The sequence below is a fragment of the Streptomyces sp. NBC_00659 genome, assembly GCF_036226925.1.
GTDB lineage: Bacteria > Actinomycetota > Actinomycetes > Streptomycetales > Streptomycetaceae > Streptomyces.
Window position 1 is genome coordinate 9,089,212 of the sequence record NZ_CP109031.1, and the last position, 17,022, is coordinate 9,106,233.

A 17,022-nucleotide genomic window follows, 5' to 3' on the forward strand; every position below is an offset into this window, starting at 1 on the left:
CCCGCGACGGTTCGGGGCAGGCGGCCCGGCGGTGTCCCCGCCCGTGACCGGGTGGGGACACCGAGAACCGGCGGACGGCCCACGGGGCCCGCCCGTCGAGCGTCGCAGCTGAATCGTGACCAGCGGCGGTGGCGTGGGTGATGTGACGTTCGGGCGGACGGCGCAGGCCGTCCGAGGGGCATCGGCTCCGGGAAAGGACGAGCCCCGGTCCGATGACTCCCAGGCCCACGGCGGGAGTTCGGATCTTCGTATCGCTCCCGGCGGAACACCTCGGTTGAACAGCCCGGCGTCACCGCGCCCTCCGGACCCGTCCGAGCCCCGCGGTTCCGGAGAAATTCCTGCTCACAGGCCTTCCGTGCGACCTTCGGACTGCCCTATGTTCTCCATCCATGCTCCTTGCCGATGATCAGCGCGGCGGCCGTCGGCTTGCCCGCATCGCGTCCCTCACCACCGCGGTCGTACTCGTGGTGCTCTGTGCCGCCCTCGGCTATGCCGACGGGACCGGACTGTTCGCTCCCGAGAACTGGCTGGACGCGGGTTTCGTACCCGGCAACGCCACGAGCCCTGCCTGGGCCACCGTGGTGTTCCTGCCCCTGCTGATCGGCGGCAGCGCGGTGGCCGTCCACCGGTTGGTGCGCGCCGCGGCCCCCGGAGCGAGGGCGCGATGGGTCTTCGGCGCCGTCTGGTCGAGTCTGATCCTGGTGGCGTTCCTGGCCAAACTGGCCTACAGCGTGCTGCTGCTGGCGATCGCCGGACCGGCCGGGCTGCACATCTTCCCGACGGTCGGGGCACTGCTCGCCGAGTGCGGTCTGACCGGCGCGAAGTACGCCGTGTTCGGGCCGCTGGTCGCGGGCCTGACGGCGTCGGCGTACCGGATCGGCGTGTGGCGCCTGCGCCGCAAGGCCGGCGAGGGTGACAGGGGCAACGAGGTCGGCGAGGGCGCCGAGGGCCGCAAGGCCGAAGAGGTCGGCAAGGCCGAAGAGGCTGGCAAGGTTGCCGAGGCCGGTGAGCGCGGCCGGCGCACCGAGCGTGCCGCGGGGGCATCGCGCGCCCGTCTCGACTCGGTCGCCGGGTTCGCCTGGCTGCCGGCCGGTGCCGCCGTCGCGCTCCAGGCGGGAACCGGCGCGTTCGCCTGGGCCGCAGGACCGATACCCGGCGGCCGCGTGGCGGCGACGCTGGTCACCGGCGTCGCGGCGGTGTTCGCCGGTGTCGCGCTCTGGCGCCGCGTGGTGGCGCCGGGGCTGACCCGTGCCCGTACCGGCGTGACGCTCTGGTCGCTCGCGACGACCCTCACCGCGGCGGGCGTTCTCGGGTTCGCTCCCCTGTGGCTTCTCGACGGGTGCCTGAACGGTTTCGGCGGGGAGCTGTTCCCGGTCGCGTCCGTGCTCGTACGGGTCGCCGAGGGTGTGACCGCGGGCGTGTGCGCGGGTGTCGTGTGCGTGCCCTGGGTCGCGGAGCTGGCGTGGCGGCGCCGGACGGAGCCCTCGGCCGAGCGCGGAGGCCTCGCCTGGGCCGTCCGGTGGGCGCCACCCGTCGCGGTGGCCGCCGTACTGGCGCTCGCCGCGGGCACCCTGGCGCCGGGACCGGCGGTGGCCCCTGTCGGCGCGCAGGCGCAGGCCGCGGGCCGCGACCGGAACGAGCTGCTGCCGCTGAGCGTGCTGCGCCGCGACGGACAGGACCCGGTGATCGGTGACAGCGCGGGGCGGCAGGTGCTGCTCCGCGGTGTGAACGTCAATCAGCTCATCGACTACGGACAGCCGGACCCGGCCAAGCCCACGGTGTGGCCGCTGGAGGACTCCGACTACGCCCGGATGGAACGGTACGGGTTCGACGTCCAGCGCCTCGCCCTGTCCTGGTCGGCCCTGGAGCCGAAGCGGGGCGTCTTCGACGAGGCGTATCTGGCGCGGGTGCGCACCGCGGTCGACCAGGCCGCCGACCACGGCATCCACACCGTCCTCGACATCCACCAGGACACCTTCTCGAAGTACGTCGGCGCGGCGCCGGGAACACGCTGCAGGGCCAACGCCTCACCGGAGTTCGGCAACGACGGCGCCCCGAAGTGGGCGACCCTCACCGACGGCGCCAAGGCCTGCGGCTTCCTCGGACGCGACCTGGCGCCCAATGTGCAGCAGGCGTTCACCAACCTCTACAACGACACCGACGGCATCGGCGCCGAGTTCGCCCGCATGTGGGGCCGCCTCGCCAAGACCTTCGCGGACGACCCCGCGGTCGCCGGCTACGACCTCCTCAACGAGCCGGGCCCCGGTGACGCCCCGGGCGTGACCTCCTCGATCCTGCTCGGACGCCTCTACCAGCAGGCGATCACCTCGATCCGGGCCGCGGAGTCGAAGGTGGCCGGCGGCTTCCACCACCTGGTGTTCTTCGAGCCTTCGATCCTGTGGTCGGGGCTCGGCTTCGACACCACCCCGCCGGTCGGTTTCGCCGACGACCCGCAGCTCGTCTTCTCGCCCCACCTGTACAGCGAGTCGATCACCATGGACCAGGGCCTGGGCGTCACCCTGACCTCGATCGAGCAGGGCTACGCCACCGCCGAGCGCACCGCCCGGGCGTACGGGGCGCCGCTGTGGTCGGGCGAGTGGGGATGGTTCGGGGAACCCGGCGACTTCCGCTCCCGGTTCGAACGCTTCCTGGAACGGCAGAACACCGAAATGCTGGGCTCGGCGATCTGGGTGTGGAAGAAGGCCTGCGGCGATCCGCAGAACGACCCCGAGGCCACCACCTCGGGCGGCGGCGTCGTGCTGTACACCTGCCCCGACGGCAAGCCGCTGCCGAGCCCGGCCTTCGAGACCACGGCGCTGTCCCAGGCGTACCCGCGCAGCGCTCCCGGTGGCCTGAGCTCCCTGCGGTCCTCCCTCACCGAGCGCGACCTGCGGCTGACCGGCTCCGGGGAGGGCACGCTGGACGTGTGGGTTCCCGGCCAGGACCGCCCCGAGGCCAAGGGCAGCGGTCTCACCGGCATCCGGCTGGCGGAACGGCCCGGCGGCTGGCGGCTCACCGCGCACACCTCCGGTCGCTACACCCTCCACGTGGCATAGCGGCGGCCGTCGTCCGGTCCGCCTCGGGGGCGGGCCGGACGACGGCACCGTGGCGACGCGCGTGGGTCGCGGGCGGGAGGCGAGTCAGCCCGTGGTCCAGCGACGCAGCTTCTCGGGGTTGCGTACGACCCAGATATGGGTGATCCGGTCGCCCACGACCTCGAACGCGAGCACCGTCACGATGACGCCGTCCTGCTGAGCCACCAGGCCCGGCTGACCGTTGACGGTACGTTCCAGGAGCGTCATGCCGTCCGGCCTCCGGTCGGCGAGCCCGGCCCAGGCGTGCGCGATCCGCTCGCCGCCCTCGATGGGGTCCAGGAAGCTCCGGGCGAGACCGCCGCCGTCGGCGGTCGCGACGGCGTCCGGGTCGAGCAGGCCGATGAGGGCGTCGATGTCCTTGGCCTCCCACGCCTCCTTGAAGGCGCTGACGACGCCGGTGCGCCGGGGCGCCGCCGTCGCGGAGGGCCGCGCGGCCCGGACACGGCGGCGGGCCGAGGCGGCCAGCTGGCGGCAAGCGGCCGGCGTACGGCCCACGATCTCGGCCACCTCGGCGAAGGAGTGGCAGAAGACGTCGTGCAGGATGAACGCCACGCGCTCGGCCGGGGTCATCGATTCGAGAACGACCAGGAACGCCAGGCCGACCGACTCGTCCAGGGTGACCCGATCGGCCGGGTCGACGGCCGCACCCCCCGGCCGCCCGCTGATCCACTCCGTGCGCCCGGGCAGCGGCTCGGGGATCCATTCGCCCACGTACGTCTCCCGCCGGGCCCGTGCCGAGCCGAGCACGTTGAGGCAGACACGACTGGCCACCGTCGTCAGCCAGGCACCGGGGGACTCGATGGCGTCCTGCTCCTGCCGGGACATGGCGTACCAACGTGTGTACGTCTCCTGGACGGCGTCCTCGGCCTCGGTCAGGGAGCCCAGCAGCCGGTAGGCGAGATTGATCAGGTGACGCCGCTCGCTCATGATCGCGTCCAGGCCCGGATCGGGCCGGCCGTGTCCTGGCTCGGATCGGGTGGTCATGGTGTCGACAACTCCCTCGGTCGCATCCGCTTTCACCGGGTCGCATCCGCCCTCACCTGTACGACAGAACAGCGCGCCGGAATGTGAGGCCGGGGCGGCGCCTCACATTCCGCGGGGCTGCCTTGTCGAAGCGGTGAGACCGACACATCATCCAGCGGACAGGAAGGCCGGAGACATCATGACTGCCTCGAACCCGGAGAGCCCGGCGACACCGGAGGCCCCGGCGACATCGGAGAGCCCGGCGACCCCGTTCACCGCCCCGGTGACCGACGAGCGACTGGAGCGGGTGGCCGCCGCACTGAAGGAGAAGCACTTCGACGTCGAGATCCTCGACGACGCCGCCGCGGCGCGCGCCCGCGTCAAGGACCTGGTTCCCGAGGGCGCCGCGGTGTTCACCGCGGCCAGCGAGACCCTCCGCCTGTCCGGCATCGACGAGGACATCAACAACAGCGGGCGGTACGACTCCGTCAAAGCACGCGGAACGGCCATGGACCGCACGACGCAGATGGCGGAGATCTGGCGGATGCTCGCCTGCCCCGACGTCGTGGTGGGCAGTGTCGCCGCCGTCACCGAGACCGGCTCCCTCGTCGCCGCCTCGGCCAGCGGAAGCCAACTGCCCGCCTACGCGGGCGCCGCGCCCCGTGTGATCCTGGTGGTCGGTGCGCAGAAGGTGGTGCCCGACCTGGACACCGCGCTGCGCCGCGTCGACGAGTACTGCGTCCCACTGGAGGACGAGCGCGCCAGGAAGGTGTACGGGGTGCCCAGCGCTCTCAACCGCCTTCTCGTCCTCAACGCGGAACCCTACCCGGGGCGCTGCACCGTCCTGCTGCTCCGCGAGGCCATCGGATTCTGAACCGCCGGGGGCCGCCACCTGTGCCGTGACCGCACAGGTATGCGGACGGCCCCTCGGGAAGAACAGGGGGTTCTTCCCGAGGGGCCGTCCGTCCTGGGCGTCGCCGGGCGAGCGTCAGCGGGGCTGCGCCGTGGCTGTGCGGGGCACGGTTCGCCGGGCGGTCACGACGTGCCGTTCGCCCCGGGGACGCCCACGCGCTCCGCCCACTCCGCCTCCGGCGACCAGAGCAGGGCGCCGTCGGCGGATCCCGCTCCGCCGCCTCCGGCGGACCACGATCCGGGTCCTCCGGCTTCGCGGTCACCGCCGCCGGCCGCGGCCGGCCGTTCGTTCCGGGCGGTGAGCCGGAACCCGACCGTGTAGGTGCGGGTGACGGAACCGTTGGCCGAGGTCACCCGGACGGTACGGGTGGTGAACCGGGACCCGGCCGACGAGAGGACCGAACCGCCCTCGGTGACCTTCACCCGGGCGCCAGACTGGGCCGGTACGGCGGAGACGGCCGGGATCCTCTTGTTTCTCGGCCAGTCGACGACGTACGTGGACACCTCCGGATCGAAGCCGTCGATCGCGACGCCCCCCACCGTGATCGAGTCGGCGTCGGCGACGCTCGCCCTGGTGGCGTCGGAGGAGTTCGTCACCGTGACCGAACCGTCGGCGCCCACGACCACGTGCGCCGCCATCGCGGCCGCCAGGTTGATCCGCTGCCAGCTCGCTCCGCCGTCCGCGGTGAGGTCGAGCGGGTACCCGGAGTCCGTCGCGGTCTGTTCCAGGACCTGAGTGCGCTGCTCGGTGGTCAGGTCCGGGAAGGCCGTGACGAGCAGGGCCGCCGCGTCGGCCGGCGTCCTGAGCGTCTGCCCCGCCTTCGCCACCTGGGAGAACCCGTAGGTGAGGCGCCGTGTGTACAGCTCGACGTCCTGCGTCGTGCTCAGGCCGGAGTAGGGGTCGCCCGCGCAGGCCGCGAGCGTGTCCCCGTACCCTTCCGTCTCGCACTGCGCGAGCAGCACGTTCTCGATCTCGGTGTGGGCCTGCAGCAGCAGCTCCCGGAATTCGGGGTCCGCCCACCGGTGTGCCACGGTGGCCTGTCCGGTGATGCGGCCGCCCATGACGTCCAGCGGGTAGTGGAACCCGAGGACGACGCGGTTGTCCCCGTACTCCGAGGTGCGCGCGAGGATCGACGGTGCCAGTTCCGGCAGGAGCGTGGCGAGGACGGTCCCGGCTTCGTAGCCGCCGTAGGTGTGGCCGCTCGGGTACGAGCCGCTGGTGGCGAGGCTGCCGTAGGAGCCGTCCTGCGACTCGTAGATCTCACCGCCGTCGCCGACGAACCCGAGCCGCACGTACGGGCGCTGGTAGCCGTAGTGGTTCTTCGCCGCGTCGACCTTGTCGAGGCCCTTCGTGACCCGGGAGAACAGTGCGCTCGTCTTGGGCAGCCGGCCGCTGCTCAGGGCGTCGCCGTAGATCCGGCCGAGCCGGGAGCCGAGTCCGTCGGCCATCGTGACGGTGGCGCTGTGCGTCGCGTCCACCTCGGCGCGGTCCACCTCCTTCTGTGTGGCCGCGTTGTTGATGGCCACGGCGGTCCTGTCGTTCTCCGCGGTGGGTGAAGTGCCGTTCGGCACCTTGGTGTTGGCGCCGAGGATGTCGGAGCGCAGGTCGTCGGCGCCACTGAGAAGACCGTAGAAGTAGTCGCTCCCGTCGCCGGTCGTCGGCCAACTGTCCGACGGGTAGGCCGCGTTCAGCGCGTCGTCCGGGAAGGGGGACGGCACATAGGTCGGGCCGGAGGCGTCCGCCGTGGCCGCTGCGGTTCCCGAGGCGGGCGCGGCACTGTCGGCGGAGGTTCCGGCCAGGGTGACCGCGGTGACGGTCGCCGTGTGTGCCTTCGCCCTGCCGGCGGCCGTGAGGAGCGCGGTGGCCGTGGTGGCGGGAACGTGTGCGGTGGTGCCGTCGTCGAGGGCCACGGTGTAGCCGATGATCGGGAATCCGCCGTCGCCGCCCGCTCGCCAGGTCACGCGGACCTGCCGGCCGTCGGTGATCACCCCCGTCACGGCCGGCGTCTGCGGCTTGCCCCCGCCGGTCACCACGGGTGCCGTGGCCGGACTCGGGTGCGAGGTGCCGACCGCGTTCACCGCGCGGACGCGCGCCGTGAACGACCTGCCCGCCCGTAGCCGGGTGAACGTCGTGCGCCGGCTGTCCGGATCGTGGATCTCGACCTGGTGGCCGTCGTCGAGGGTGACCTCGTAGCCGGTGACCGGTGAGCCGCCGGTGTCCCCGGGCGCGGACCAGGCGACGGTCACGCTCGTGCCGGACGAGATCGCCGACACGGCGTCGGGCGCGGCCGGTACCGCCTTGGGCTTGGTGGTGAGCGCGGCCCGGGCGCGGTCGAGCGCGCCGTACCGCGCGGTGAGCGTCTCGTCCGTGGCCGCGGTGTCCGCGACCGCGGTCCTCGCCTCGGCGAGCGCCTCGGTGAACGCCGTCCACGACGTGTCCGTGTAGCGGGCGTCGTCGAGGGCCGACGCGGTCGCGACCAGGTCCTCCAGTCTCAGCCTCGGGAGCGGGATCAGCTGCTTGGCGGCGAGGGTGAGGTCGCGGGTCCGGGTGTCGACTTCGAGCTGGGTCACGGCGTCGGCGTCGGCGAGGGTGCGCGCGGCGGCGAGTTCGCGCCGGTACACACCGAAGTCGATCGTGTCGTAGCGCTCCGCGTCGCCGGAGAGCCCCGCGTACCGGTCGATCGCCTTGTGCAGGGCGGACCTGTCCGTGACGGCGGGCGTCTCGACGTGGGCGAAGGTGATCCGGCCCAGGTTCGCCACGTACGGGTGCGAGGAGTCCGCGGTCGTCACCAGCCGCAGGTGGACGCTGTGCGTGCCGGTGATCGCCTCGGGCAGTGTCAGGCTCGTTGTCCCTCCCGAGGACCACGCGGCTCCCGTGACGGGCAACGGTACGGTCGCGTACGGCGTCCCGGGGCTGCCCGCGTCGAAGGAGTCCAGGTAGAGCTGGACGGCGGAACCGGTGCCGCAGCGGGCGGAGTTGTTGACGTAGGTGATCGTGACGGTGTTTTTCGGGGAGCCGCCGAAGCCGATGTCCCCGTAGTCGAGCCAGGCCCCGTCGTAGGTGCCGCCGAGGTCGGTGGTGGACCCCGAACCGCTCCAGCCGACCGGCTCGCTCTTGAGCCCGCCGCCGCTGTGCGAGCGGAACGCCGTGGCGTCGAACGCCACCGGGGCGCCCGCTTCCTGAGTCAGTGTCAGTGAGTACACGTTGGCCACGTAGGGCTGGGAGGCCGTCTGCGTGCTGGAGACGAAGGCGGCGTACACGTCCTGGACGCCGCTGAAGATGCCCGGATCGAGCTGGACGGTCGTGGTGGCGACGGTTCCCCAGCCCGATCCGCTGTAGTCGAGCGGGATGTCGACACTCTTCGGCCCGTCCTTCGAGCCGAGGTGCAGTTCGAGGTGCGAGTCCGCCGCCGCACGCGACCGGGGCTTGTCATAGCGGACGGTGACCGTGTCGGCGCCGTCGCGGAGGTCGGTGTCCTTCCACTCGGCCCACGCCCCGTTCGTCGTGTTCTCGAAGATGCCGTTCGCCAGGTCGAGCGGGAGTGAACCGCCGCCGGTCGCGGTGCTGTCGGCCGCGGTCAGCGTGGCGAGCGTGGTCGAGGGGGACGAGGACACCTCGTACGGAGAGAACTGGTACCGGTCGAAGTTCGACACCCACTGCTGACCGGACGGGGCATGGAAGACGAACGTCGCACTCGACGCGCCCAGCAGGGCGTCCGGGTCGGTGACGGCCGCCCTCACCGTGCTGTAGTACTGCCATCCGCCGGTTCCGGGGAGCTGGACGGTGGCGACGAGGGGACCGTCGGCCGCCCCGGCGTGGATGTCGACGCTGCTCGGTCTCGCGTTCGTCGCCTGCGAGTTGGCGTAGCGGACCGAGACGCTGCGCGGGGCGACCCCGCCGAAGTCCAGCTTCGTGAACCGCTCCCAGGATCCCTCGGTGACGCCACCGAGGTCGCCGTCCGAGTAGTACGCCTCGCTCACGAGGCTGGGGCCCTCCTTCTGGTCGGGGTCCTCGGCCTGGAGGACGGCGAAGCCCCCCTCGTCGATGGTGAGCGCGTCGACGGCGGACCGCAGCGCGTCGTCCGCTGCCATGATCGTGCCTGTCGCGGAAGCGGTGTCCGCGAGGACGGTCCGCGCGCGGTCGAGCGCCGACCGGAACACATTCCACGAGCCGTCGGAGTAGTTGCCTTCGCGCACCAGCACGGCCTGGTCGACGAGCGCGCCGAGCGCCTCGCGATGCACCGCGGCGGCGGACAGGACGAGCGGGTCGGTCGGAGACACCCCGGTGCCGTGCACCGTCGAGGCCCGTACCCCGTGGGCGAAGGCCGCGTCCTGGAAGGTGATGCCGAAGCGCGCGTCGGCCCGCGTGCTGCCGGTGAGCGACAGCGTCGCCGTACGCGAGCCGCTGACGCGGAGGTCCGCCGTGACACCGCCCGGCAGTCCGGTCACGGTCGCCGCCCCCGACCTGGTCAGGCTGGTGCCCTTGCGGGCGGCGAACTCCGCCGGTCCGGACAGGGTGAGCTTCAGGGCGCCGTCGACGACGCCGTCCGATCCGGTGCCGACCGTGCCCGGGGCCGCGGAGACGACGGTGTCGCGCCGGTCCGTTCCCGTGCCGCCACCGGTGTCGCCCGAGTCGGTGTCGAGCGAGTACGCGGGCTTGGTGTGCGCGCCCCACCGGGAGGGCTTGGAGCCCATCGTGAAGTCCAGGGTTCCGCCCGAGACGATCTGCGAGTAGTCGAGCCACGTGTTGTCGAACCGCGAACCGTTGAGGGTCGCGCTCTGCACGTAGTAGTCGCTCGGCGACACACCCTCGGCCTTCACCGTGAACCGGGCGCCGTTCGCGTAGCGGATCGTCGTGGAGTCGAAGAACGGACTGCCGATCTGGAACTGGCTGGAACCGGCGGTCACCGGGAACAGACCGAGGGCCGCGCCGACGAACATCGTCGACATGGTGCCGGCGTCATTGTCCATGGTCGGCAGGAAGCCCCGGGGGGAGAGCTTGTAGACCTGGGTCCTGACCGGCGGACGGAACTCGCCGCCGGAGCTGGGGACTTCGTTCGAGGAGCCCGTCGCGATGTAGCGGTTCCAGGTCGTGCCCGTGTAGATGGCCCGCACCCACTTCTGCGTCAGGCTCGGCTCACCGACGTAGTTGAAGAGGTACGGGGCCTGGAGGTCGATCTCGTTGGCGTTGGAGTGCAGCATGGCCGAGCCGTCGTCGGCGCCGGAGTCCTCGCCGAACATGTGCTCCACGGCGGCCTTGCCCGCTTTCGCGCCGCCCATGGCCTCGATGAGGCCGCCCATGTCGTACGCGTCGTACCAGTGGTACTGCCAGAGCGTGCCCTGGTAGAGGCCGGCCGCCTCGAACTTCTCGTAGTCCGCGCTCTGCCAGTCACCGCTCGCGGCGCGCGGGGTGAGCAGGCCGACCTCGGTGCCGTCTCCGGCCGTCCAGGCGCCGGACTTCACGAGGTTGTCGATCGCCATGGTCGACTGCGTACGCAGTTTTTGCGCGTCCGCCTTCCTGCCGAGCGCGTCGGCGATGACGGAGAGCGCCCACTGGTCGTACCCGCGCTGGACGGTCGTGCCGGGATCCCCGGTGACATAACCCTGCCGCAGCTGCGCTCCCGTGTAGTACCCGGAGTACGACATCAGCGCGGGGTAGGCCTCGTCGAGCCGGTCGAAGTTCTTGTAGCCCTTGGACAGCGCGTCGGCGACCAGGACGGCCGAGCGCTCCCACCGCACGGTCGGGACCGAGTGGGTGAGGCTGCCGGGGCTCTTGCCCGCTGTGTGCGCGTCGGCGAAGAGCTCGATGAGCGACTGCACCATGTCCCGGTAGGTGGCCGGGTCGATGTACGCCTCGACGGAGTACTTGCGGAAGTCGTCCCAGGTGGACCAACCGTCGTAGTACGTATAGCCGTTCGTCTTGTGCACCGCGCCGTCCACCCCGCGGTACGTTCCGCTGGTGCTGGTGGCGTTCACCGGCAGCGCGTACATGCGGTACAGGTGCGTGTAGAACTCCCGGGTGAGCGTCGACCCGGGGTCGGACGTCGCGGAGGCGCGTACGTCGACGGCGCCGAGCGCGCGGTTCCAGTCCGCCCGGGTCCGCTCGCGGGCCTGGTCGAAGGTGAGGTCGCCCACCTCGTTCCGCTGGTCGGTCGCGGCCTGTTCGGCGCTGATCGGCGACAGCGTGATGCGCAGTTCGATGTCGTCCCCGGCGGACCGGTCGAACCCGAGGACGGCACCGGTGTCGGACCCGTCCTGCGTGGTCGCGTCGCTCAGCCCCCCGTCGGGGCCCCAGCTCTTCAGGGTAGTCACGGGGACGTTCGTGGTGGCGGTGTAATACAGCTTGTACGAGGCGCCGTTGAACGACCCGGCGATGAGCCCGCCGATCAAGGTGGTCCCGTCCGGGAGCGTCGTCGCCTTCAGGGTCGAACGGGTGCGGCTGGTGAAGTTGTTCGCCAGGTCCAGGACGAGCTCGGGGTCCGACCCGGAGGGGAAGCTGTACCGTTCCAGCGCCGTGCGCGTCGTCGCGGTCACCTCGGCCTGGACGGTGCCGGAGTCCTGCGTCACCGACGAAGCGGCTCCGGAGACGGAACCGAGCCCCACCTGGTAGGACCCGGGTGTCGCGGTCTCGTCGTCGTGGTCGTACGCGTGGGCGTAGGTGCTGGGGGAGGGGCGTTTGTCGTACCGGACGGAGGTCGGGACGACGAGCAGGTCGCCACCGCCTCCCGAGCCGCCGACGCCGTCGAGGTTCGTCGCGGTGAACCCGGCTATGTGGTCCTCGTCGTAGCCGTACCCGGAGTGGTTGCGGTTCGGCGTGGTCATCGGGTTGACCTTGGCCAGACCGTGCGGCGCCTGGGCGCCCGGCAGGTCGTTGCCGTCGTCGCCCGCGGTCGACACGAACGGGTCGACGAGCTTCGTGTAGTCGGTCCCGTCGGAGGACCCGCCGGACGTTGCGCCTGACGTCCCGCCCGATGTCCCGGCGGACGCTGCGGACATGGTGGGGAAGGGCACTGCCGCAGCCGTGCCGACGCCAGCCGGTGCGGCCAGGGTGAGCGCTCCGGTGAGCAGCGCGACGGCCGCCGCGCGCAGCGGCCGGAGACCGCGCCCGGCTGACCCAGGAAGCATGGCGCGGAACACGGGGGGACGGGATCTGATGGGCACGTAACCTCTCCAGCGTCGCTCATACGCACGCACGGTCCGGCTCATCGGAAGACAACGTTGTCGGCCCGGGGCGCCAGGCGTGCAACTCGGGGTGGGACGGAAGCGGACACACAGGATGGCATCCGTACACCGGATTGCACCCCTCCGTGTTCACGACCGTGCGCAATGAGACACGGAGAAGGCGTACAGCGGGCGAACGACATGCGTACGACGGACGCGTACCGGACGCCGCGACGACGACGTACGAGGCCTCGGGCCTGTCTGGCAACTCCCCGTCTGCCCGGCGCCCTTCGGGCGACGACGCGAATTGTCGGACAGGCCCGAGGAGGCTCGCCGGGAACCCCGGCAGGAGGGGCCGGTTCCGGCGTGGCAGAGTGTGCGTGTGCCCACCACTGATTCCGCCCGTGCCACCGACGCCGCCGATGTCCCCCGCGCCGTGAACACGGCCGATGCCGCCCTCGGCGAGTCCGGCCGCCTCATCGATCTGCGCAGCGACACCGTCACCCGGCCCGGCGAGGCGATGCGCCGGGCGATGGCCGAGGCCGAGGTCGGTGACGACGTGTTCGGTGACGATCCCACCGTCAACGCGCTCCAGGAGCGGATCGCCGGGCTGCTCGGATTCGAGTCCGCGCTGTTCGTCTCCTCGGGGACACAGAGCAACCTGTGCGCTCTGCTGACCCATTGTGGCCGCGGGGACGAGTACATCGCCGGGCAGATGGCCCACATGTACCGATGGGAGGGCGGTGGCGCCGCCGTGCTCGGAGGCATTCAGCCCCAGCCGCTGCCGCACCGGGCGGACGGGACGCTGGACCCGCTGGACATCGCGGCGGCCGTGAAGCCGGACGACTCGCACTTCGCGCGCACGCGGTTGCTCTGCCTGGAGAACACCATCGGTGGCCGGGTCGTCTCGATGGACTACCTGAAGACCGCCACGCACGTGGCCCGCGACCACGGACTCGCCACCCACCTGGACGGGGCGCGGCTGTTCAACGCCGCGGTGGCCGGCGGGGGCGATCCGTACGAGCGGGCACGGCTGATCGCCGGCCACTTCGACAGCGTGTCGGTCTGCTTCAGCAAGGGGCTGGGCGCGCCGGTCGGCTCGGCACTCGTGGGATCGCGGGAGTTCGTGGCCGAGGCACGGCGCTGGCGCAAGGTCCTCGGCGGCGGGATGCGGCAGGCCGGCGTGCTGGCGGCCGCGGCACTCCACGCGCTCGACCACCAGGTGACGCGGCTCGCCGACGACCATGCGCACGCCGCGCTGTTCGCGGAGAGCCTGAAGGACGTGCCGGGCCTGACCATGGAACCCAGCGGGACCAACATGGTCTTCGCGCGTTCCGCCCCCGGCCTCGACACCGACGAGGTGCGCGACCGACTGGCACGTCGTGGGCTGCTGTGCGCGGGATACCCGGGCCAGTTGCGCTTCGTGTTCCACCTGGACGTGACGCGCGCCGACACGGAACGCGCGGTGCGGATCGTGCGCGAGACCCTGGCCGAGACGGCAACAGGCTGATCCCGTAGGGCTGTCTGCCCTCCCCTTCGCGGGGGGAGGGGCGAAGCCGATCGTGCGTTCGCGGGGGAGGGCCGAAGCCGGTCCTCCTCATCGCTGCCGGCTGGACAGCAGCACAACTCGCCTTCGAGGTCTTGGCCTGGGGCGTCCGCGCCCGCCTCAAGGACCCGCCCGCCTACGACCGCGACACGGCCACCCTGCGCAACGGCCGGCCACGGCCGCTTCATCGACGACGCCTCCTGGGGCCGCCGCCACTTCCACCACTGACCGAACCTGAACCGGCGCCCCGCCCGCTCGTCCGGCCCGCTCCTCGCCGGACGAGCGGCGGTAAAGCCAGGAACGGGTCGGGCCGATCACCTGCGGCCCGACCCACCAGCCCGTCCAGTAGCGGTGACCGCCTGCCCCACGGCTTCCCTCGCCATCCTCGGCATGCCTGCCGGGCCGACCCTGGCCGAGCCACCCGCACCCGTCGACGGCGACCGCACCAAGCTGAACACCCAACGGCCACCCCCGGCGCCGAGACCTCCGCGGGCCGGGCCGCAGCAGCCGAGAGTCAGTAGCGACGCCGCATGCGTCTGACGGACCCGGTGGTACGCCCAGATCGCCGGTGCAATAGATCGGCAAGGGTCCCTTCGGATCGCTGGTGGTCGCCCTTCCGTCTGTGAGTTCCAGCAGCAGGACATGCGGCGGTCCGGCCGGGACGGGCCCAGGCGCGCCACTCACCACCCGCGGTGATCCTTACGGGAGTCTGACGTGAGTCGGATATGCCTTCAGCTCTGCCCACACATCCGCAACTCTGGTCTCGCGCATGCCGGGCCAGGGGGAGCGGAGCCACGGACTAGCATGCACATCGAACGGAGGTCGAAGGTGCCGCCGGCAGGGCCATCACCCAAGGCCGGACTGGTCGTCGTCATCTCGGTACGTGAACTTCGCAGCTCGTCGTCATCTCGGTGCGTGAACTTCCCAGCGCACTTGATGCGGAGCCGAAGACCTGGGAAATCGGTGAAGGTGGGCATCTGTGGTCAACGTCGTAATCGATTACGTGCAGCACAGTCCGATGACTGTCCTCGATCCGAGTCAGCACTGGCTGTTGGACGGTCTCCCCGACGATCCCGTGTCGATCTGTGCGTCCGCGCGGACCCTGGTGCTCTCGCCGGAGGATGCCGTGGCCGTTGGTGTCCCCAAGGACAGGCTCAAGGAGCAGAATATTCGGCCGGTCCGTGATCTCGTCGCGATTCTGGCCCGGCGCTGGCCGGAACGTCTCGAGCGCCCGCGTCCGCCTGAGGCCCGTGTCGTGGGCGCGAGTCGCCACGCGGCCACCCTGGCTTGTTCCTTGCTGCGGGAGCATGGTTACGCCGCCCGCGTGCGGTGCGGTTTCCGCACAGTCACCAGCCGGGAGACGCCCCGCACACACTGGACAGCGGAGTGGTGGAGCCCGTATGACGAGCGCTGGATGCGCATGGATCCTGACCCGGCAAGCACGGGGTCTCATCCGGACGCAGGCGAGGCGCCGACGGACTTCGTCACTGCAGGTGAGGCTTGGCAGCTCTACAGGACCCGTTCGCCGGGGCGACCAGATTTCGCGTCAGGCGCCGATAGCGCTCACGTGTCAGCGAGGATCAGCGCCGGCGTAGTCCGGGATCTCGCGGCGCTTTGCAAGGCGGAGATGCTTCCCACGGACACGTGGGGCCGTATGGCGATGCCTCAGCATGCTTTCATGTCGGCCGCGTACCTCCATCTGATCGACGTGGTCGCCTCGCTGTGCGTCCGTGACGAACCCGCGGGCCTCGTACGCCTCTTCGCCAGCAATGACCTCGCGGTACCGCCGCACATGATCGAGTCGCGGGCCGATGAGGGAGCAGTGTGACGACAAAGAGACCGGTTGGAGCCGCATAGCTGACAGCGCGGCTGGGGTGGGCCAAATTCAGGGCTCTGTCTGCAGTTTGGTGAATTCGCAGGTCAGCGGACTATCTGAGGGATCGTTTCTGGGGTCGCTCCGCGCTGGCCGCGCGGAGACAAAGACGGTGGCGGGAGACGCACCGCCCGGCCGCTTCGCCGAGGTTGCGCCACAGGTGGAATCGGTCGGAGACCTGGACTGCGGCGGGCGCCCCGATCCTGGCGCCCTCGGCGAAGAACGAGGCACGGTCGCGGCAGACGACCTCGATCCCGGGTGCTGGGCCGGCCAGGCCGCGAGCGTGCCCGCTTCGCGATCCGGCAGTCGCATCGGGCGGGAGCGGGTGGCGCCGCTGATGGCTTCGTGACCGGCGATTTCGCGTGGGCTCGTAGGGCCCGGAGTTCAAGATCAGGAGGCAATGATCTCAAAGGACTCGTGCCGAGCGGCTCGGGCCGCGACGTATGGCAGTACGGGGCGAGTGCAGGTCGGTGCACCTTTCGGCGAACGTTGGTCGACAGTTCGGTTCGATTCCGGCCGCCCCGACAGAGCGTGGCGCGGACTCCACCCGTCGCACGCCACACCTGTCCGCTGCCCATACGCGGCCGGGCCGGGACTCAGGGCGTGGGGAAGGTGCGCTCCTCAGGGCCCTGGTTCGTCGGCAGCAGGTATTGCAGCCGCGTGTACTGCTGGGCGCAGGCCGTTCGCGCGATGGCCTCGGAGACGGCTTCGGCGAGCGGGCGGGAGGACTCGCTGAGCAGAATGCGGGCCTTGTCGGTAAGTGCCACCTCGATGCCGCGCCGGTCGCCGCATGCGGAGTTCTTGGTGATCGGTCCCGCGCGCTGCAGGCAGGCCACCTGGTAGGTCAGCCGCGTCTTGGGGCGGCCCAGCAGTTCCGCGATCCGTGTCATCCGCAGGCTGGAACCGGGCTGATCGGCGAGCAGGCACAGCAGCAGGAACTCGTCGTGCGAGATCCCCGTCGCGTCCTTCACCCGCGAGCGGAGCAGCTGCTCGATCGTGCCGGCCGCGGCCAACAGCTGCATCCAGGAGCGCAGTTCGGCAGGCAGGAGCCCGGTGTCGTCCGAAGGCTCGAGCTCGGGCTGATCGGCGGGGACGGAAGAGTCGGCCATGGTGTTGTCAGTGTGGACGCGACGTCTTTGGACACGAGGAACGCGAAGCGGGACGAGCACCTGCGCGGCAGTGACTTCTTCGACACCGAGAACCACCCGACTTTCACTTTCGCCGTCAACGGCGCAGCGGTGCCCCAGGGCGGCACCGCCGAGATCGTCGGTCAGCTGACCGTCCGGGGTGCCGGCAGCCCGCAGACCGTCACCGCCCACGTCACCGCGTCGAGCGGCGACGCGATCAGCCTCGCCATGGAGTTCACCGTGGACCGGGAGCAGTTCGGTATGGTCTGGAATCAGCTGGGCATGATCCGCGGCCTGACCACGGTCACCGCGACGCTCACCTTCGCTCGCGCGGTGGTCTGAAGA

8 protein-coding genes and 1 pseudogene are annotated in these 17,022 nt (G+C 71.2%); 5 read left to right on the forward strand and 4 right to left on the reverse strand.

Annotated features, from left to right (window positions below; translation table 11 throughout):
* The first annotated feature begins 389 nt into the window (after positions 1–389).
* Positions 390–3,056 (forward strand): cellulase family glycosylhydrolase, encoded by a 2,667-nt coding sequence (locus tag OG410_RS39840; RefSeq protein ID WP_329303634.1) that lies wholly within the window; start codon positions 390–392, stop codon positions 3,054–3,056.
* Positions 3,057–3,140: 84 nt separating this feature from the next.
* Here OG410_RS39840 and sigJ read toward each other — a convergent pair whose 3' ends face one another.
* Positions 3,141–4,079 carry an RNA polymerase sigma factor SigJ gene (gene sigJ, locus OG410_RS39845; protein WP_329303635.1) on the reverse strand — a complete coding sequence of 313 codons (939 nt, stop codon included), beginning with the start codon at positions 4,077–4,079 and terminating at the stop codon, positions 3,141–3,143.
* A 178-nt stretch (positions 4,080–4,257) separates the two neighbouring features.
* Here sigJ and OG410_RS39850 point away from each other — a divergent pair, with 178 nt between their 5' ends.
* Positions 4,258–4,932: an LUD domain-containing protein gene (locus OG410_RS39850; protein ID WP_329303636.1), complete on the forward strand. Its 675-nt coding sequence runs from the start codon at positions 4,258–4,260 to the stop codon at positions 4,930–4,932.
* 161 nt (positions 4,933–5,093) lie between these two features.
* Here OG410_RS39850 and OG410_RS39855 read toward each other — a convergent pair whose 3' ends face one another.
* Positions 5,094–12,095, reverse strand: a complete 7,002-nt coding sequence (locus OG410_RS39855) for a glycoside hydrolase domain-containing protein (protein ID WP_329303637.1) — start codon at positions 12,093–12,095, stop codon at positions 5,094–5,096.
* A gap of 418 nt (positions 12,096–12,513) precedes the next feature.
* On the opposite strand from OG410_RS39855, the gene ltaE reads away from it, so the two are divergent.
* Together ltaE and OG410_RS39865 are read left to right on the forward strand one after the other, a co-directional pair.
* Positions 12,514–13,641 (forward strand): low-specificity L-threonine aldolase, encoded by a 1,128-nt coding sequence (gene ltaE, locus OG410_RS39860; protein ID WP_329303638.1) that lies wholly within the window; start codon positions 12,514–12,516, stop codon positions 13,639–13,641.
* 1,015 nt (positions 13,642–14,656) lie between these two features.
* Complete coding sequence (locus OG410_RS39865) at positions 14,657–15,505, forward strand: transglutaminase domain-containing protein (protein ID WP_329303639.1); 849 nt, start codon at positions 14,657–14,659, stop codon at positions 15,503–15,505.
* Positions 15,506–15,647: 142 nt separating this feature from the next.
* Here OG410_RS39865 and OG410_RS39870 read toward each other — a convergent pair.
* Positions 15,648–15,859: pseudogene (locus OG410_RS39870) on the reverse strand (transposase); the annotation flags it as partial.
* A 287-nt stretch (positions 15,860–16,146) separates the two neighbouring features.
* Complete coding sequence (locus tag OG410_RS39875) at positions 16,147–16,659, reverse strand: MarR family winged helix-turn-helix transcriptional regulator (RefSeq protein WP_329303640.1); 513 nt, start codon at positions 16,657–16,659, stop codon at positions 16,147–16,149.
* A gap of 12 nt (positions 16,660–16,671) precedes the next feature.
* Between OG410_RS39875 and OG410_RS39880 the strand changes: the two genes are divergently transcribed.
* On the forward strand, positions 16,672–17,019 hold the full coding sequence (locus OG410_RS39880; protein WP_329303641.1) for a YceI family protein: 348 nt from the start codon (positions 16,672–16,674) through the stop codon (positions 17,017–17,019).
* Positions 17,020–17,022 lie beyond the last annotated feature (3 nt).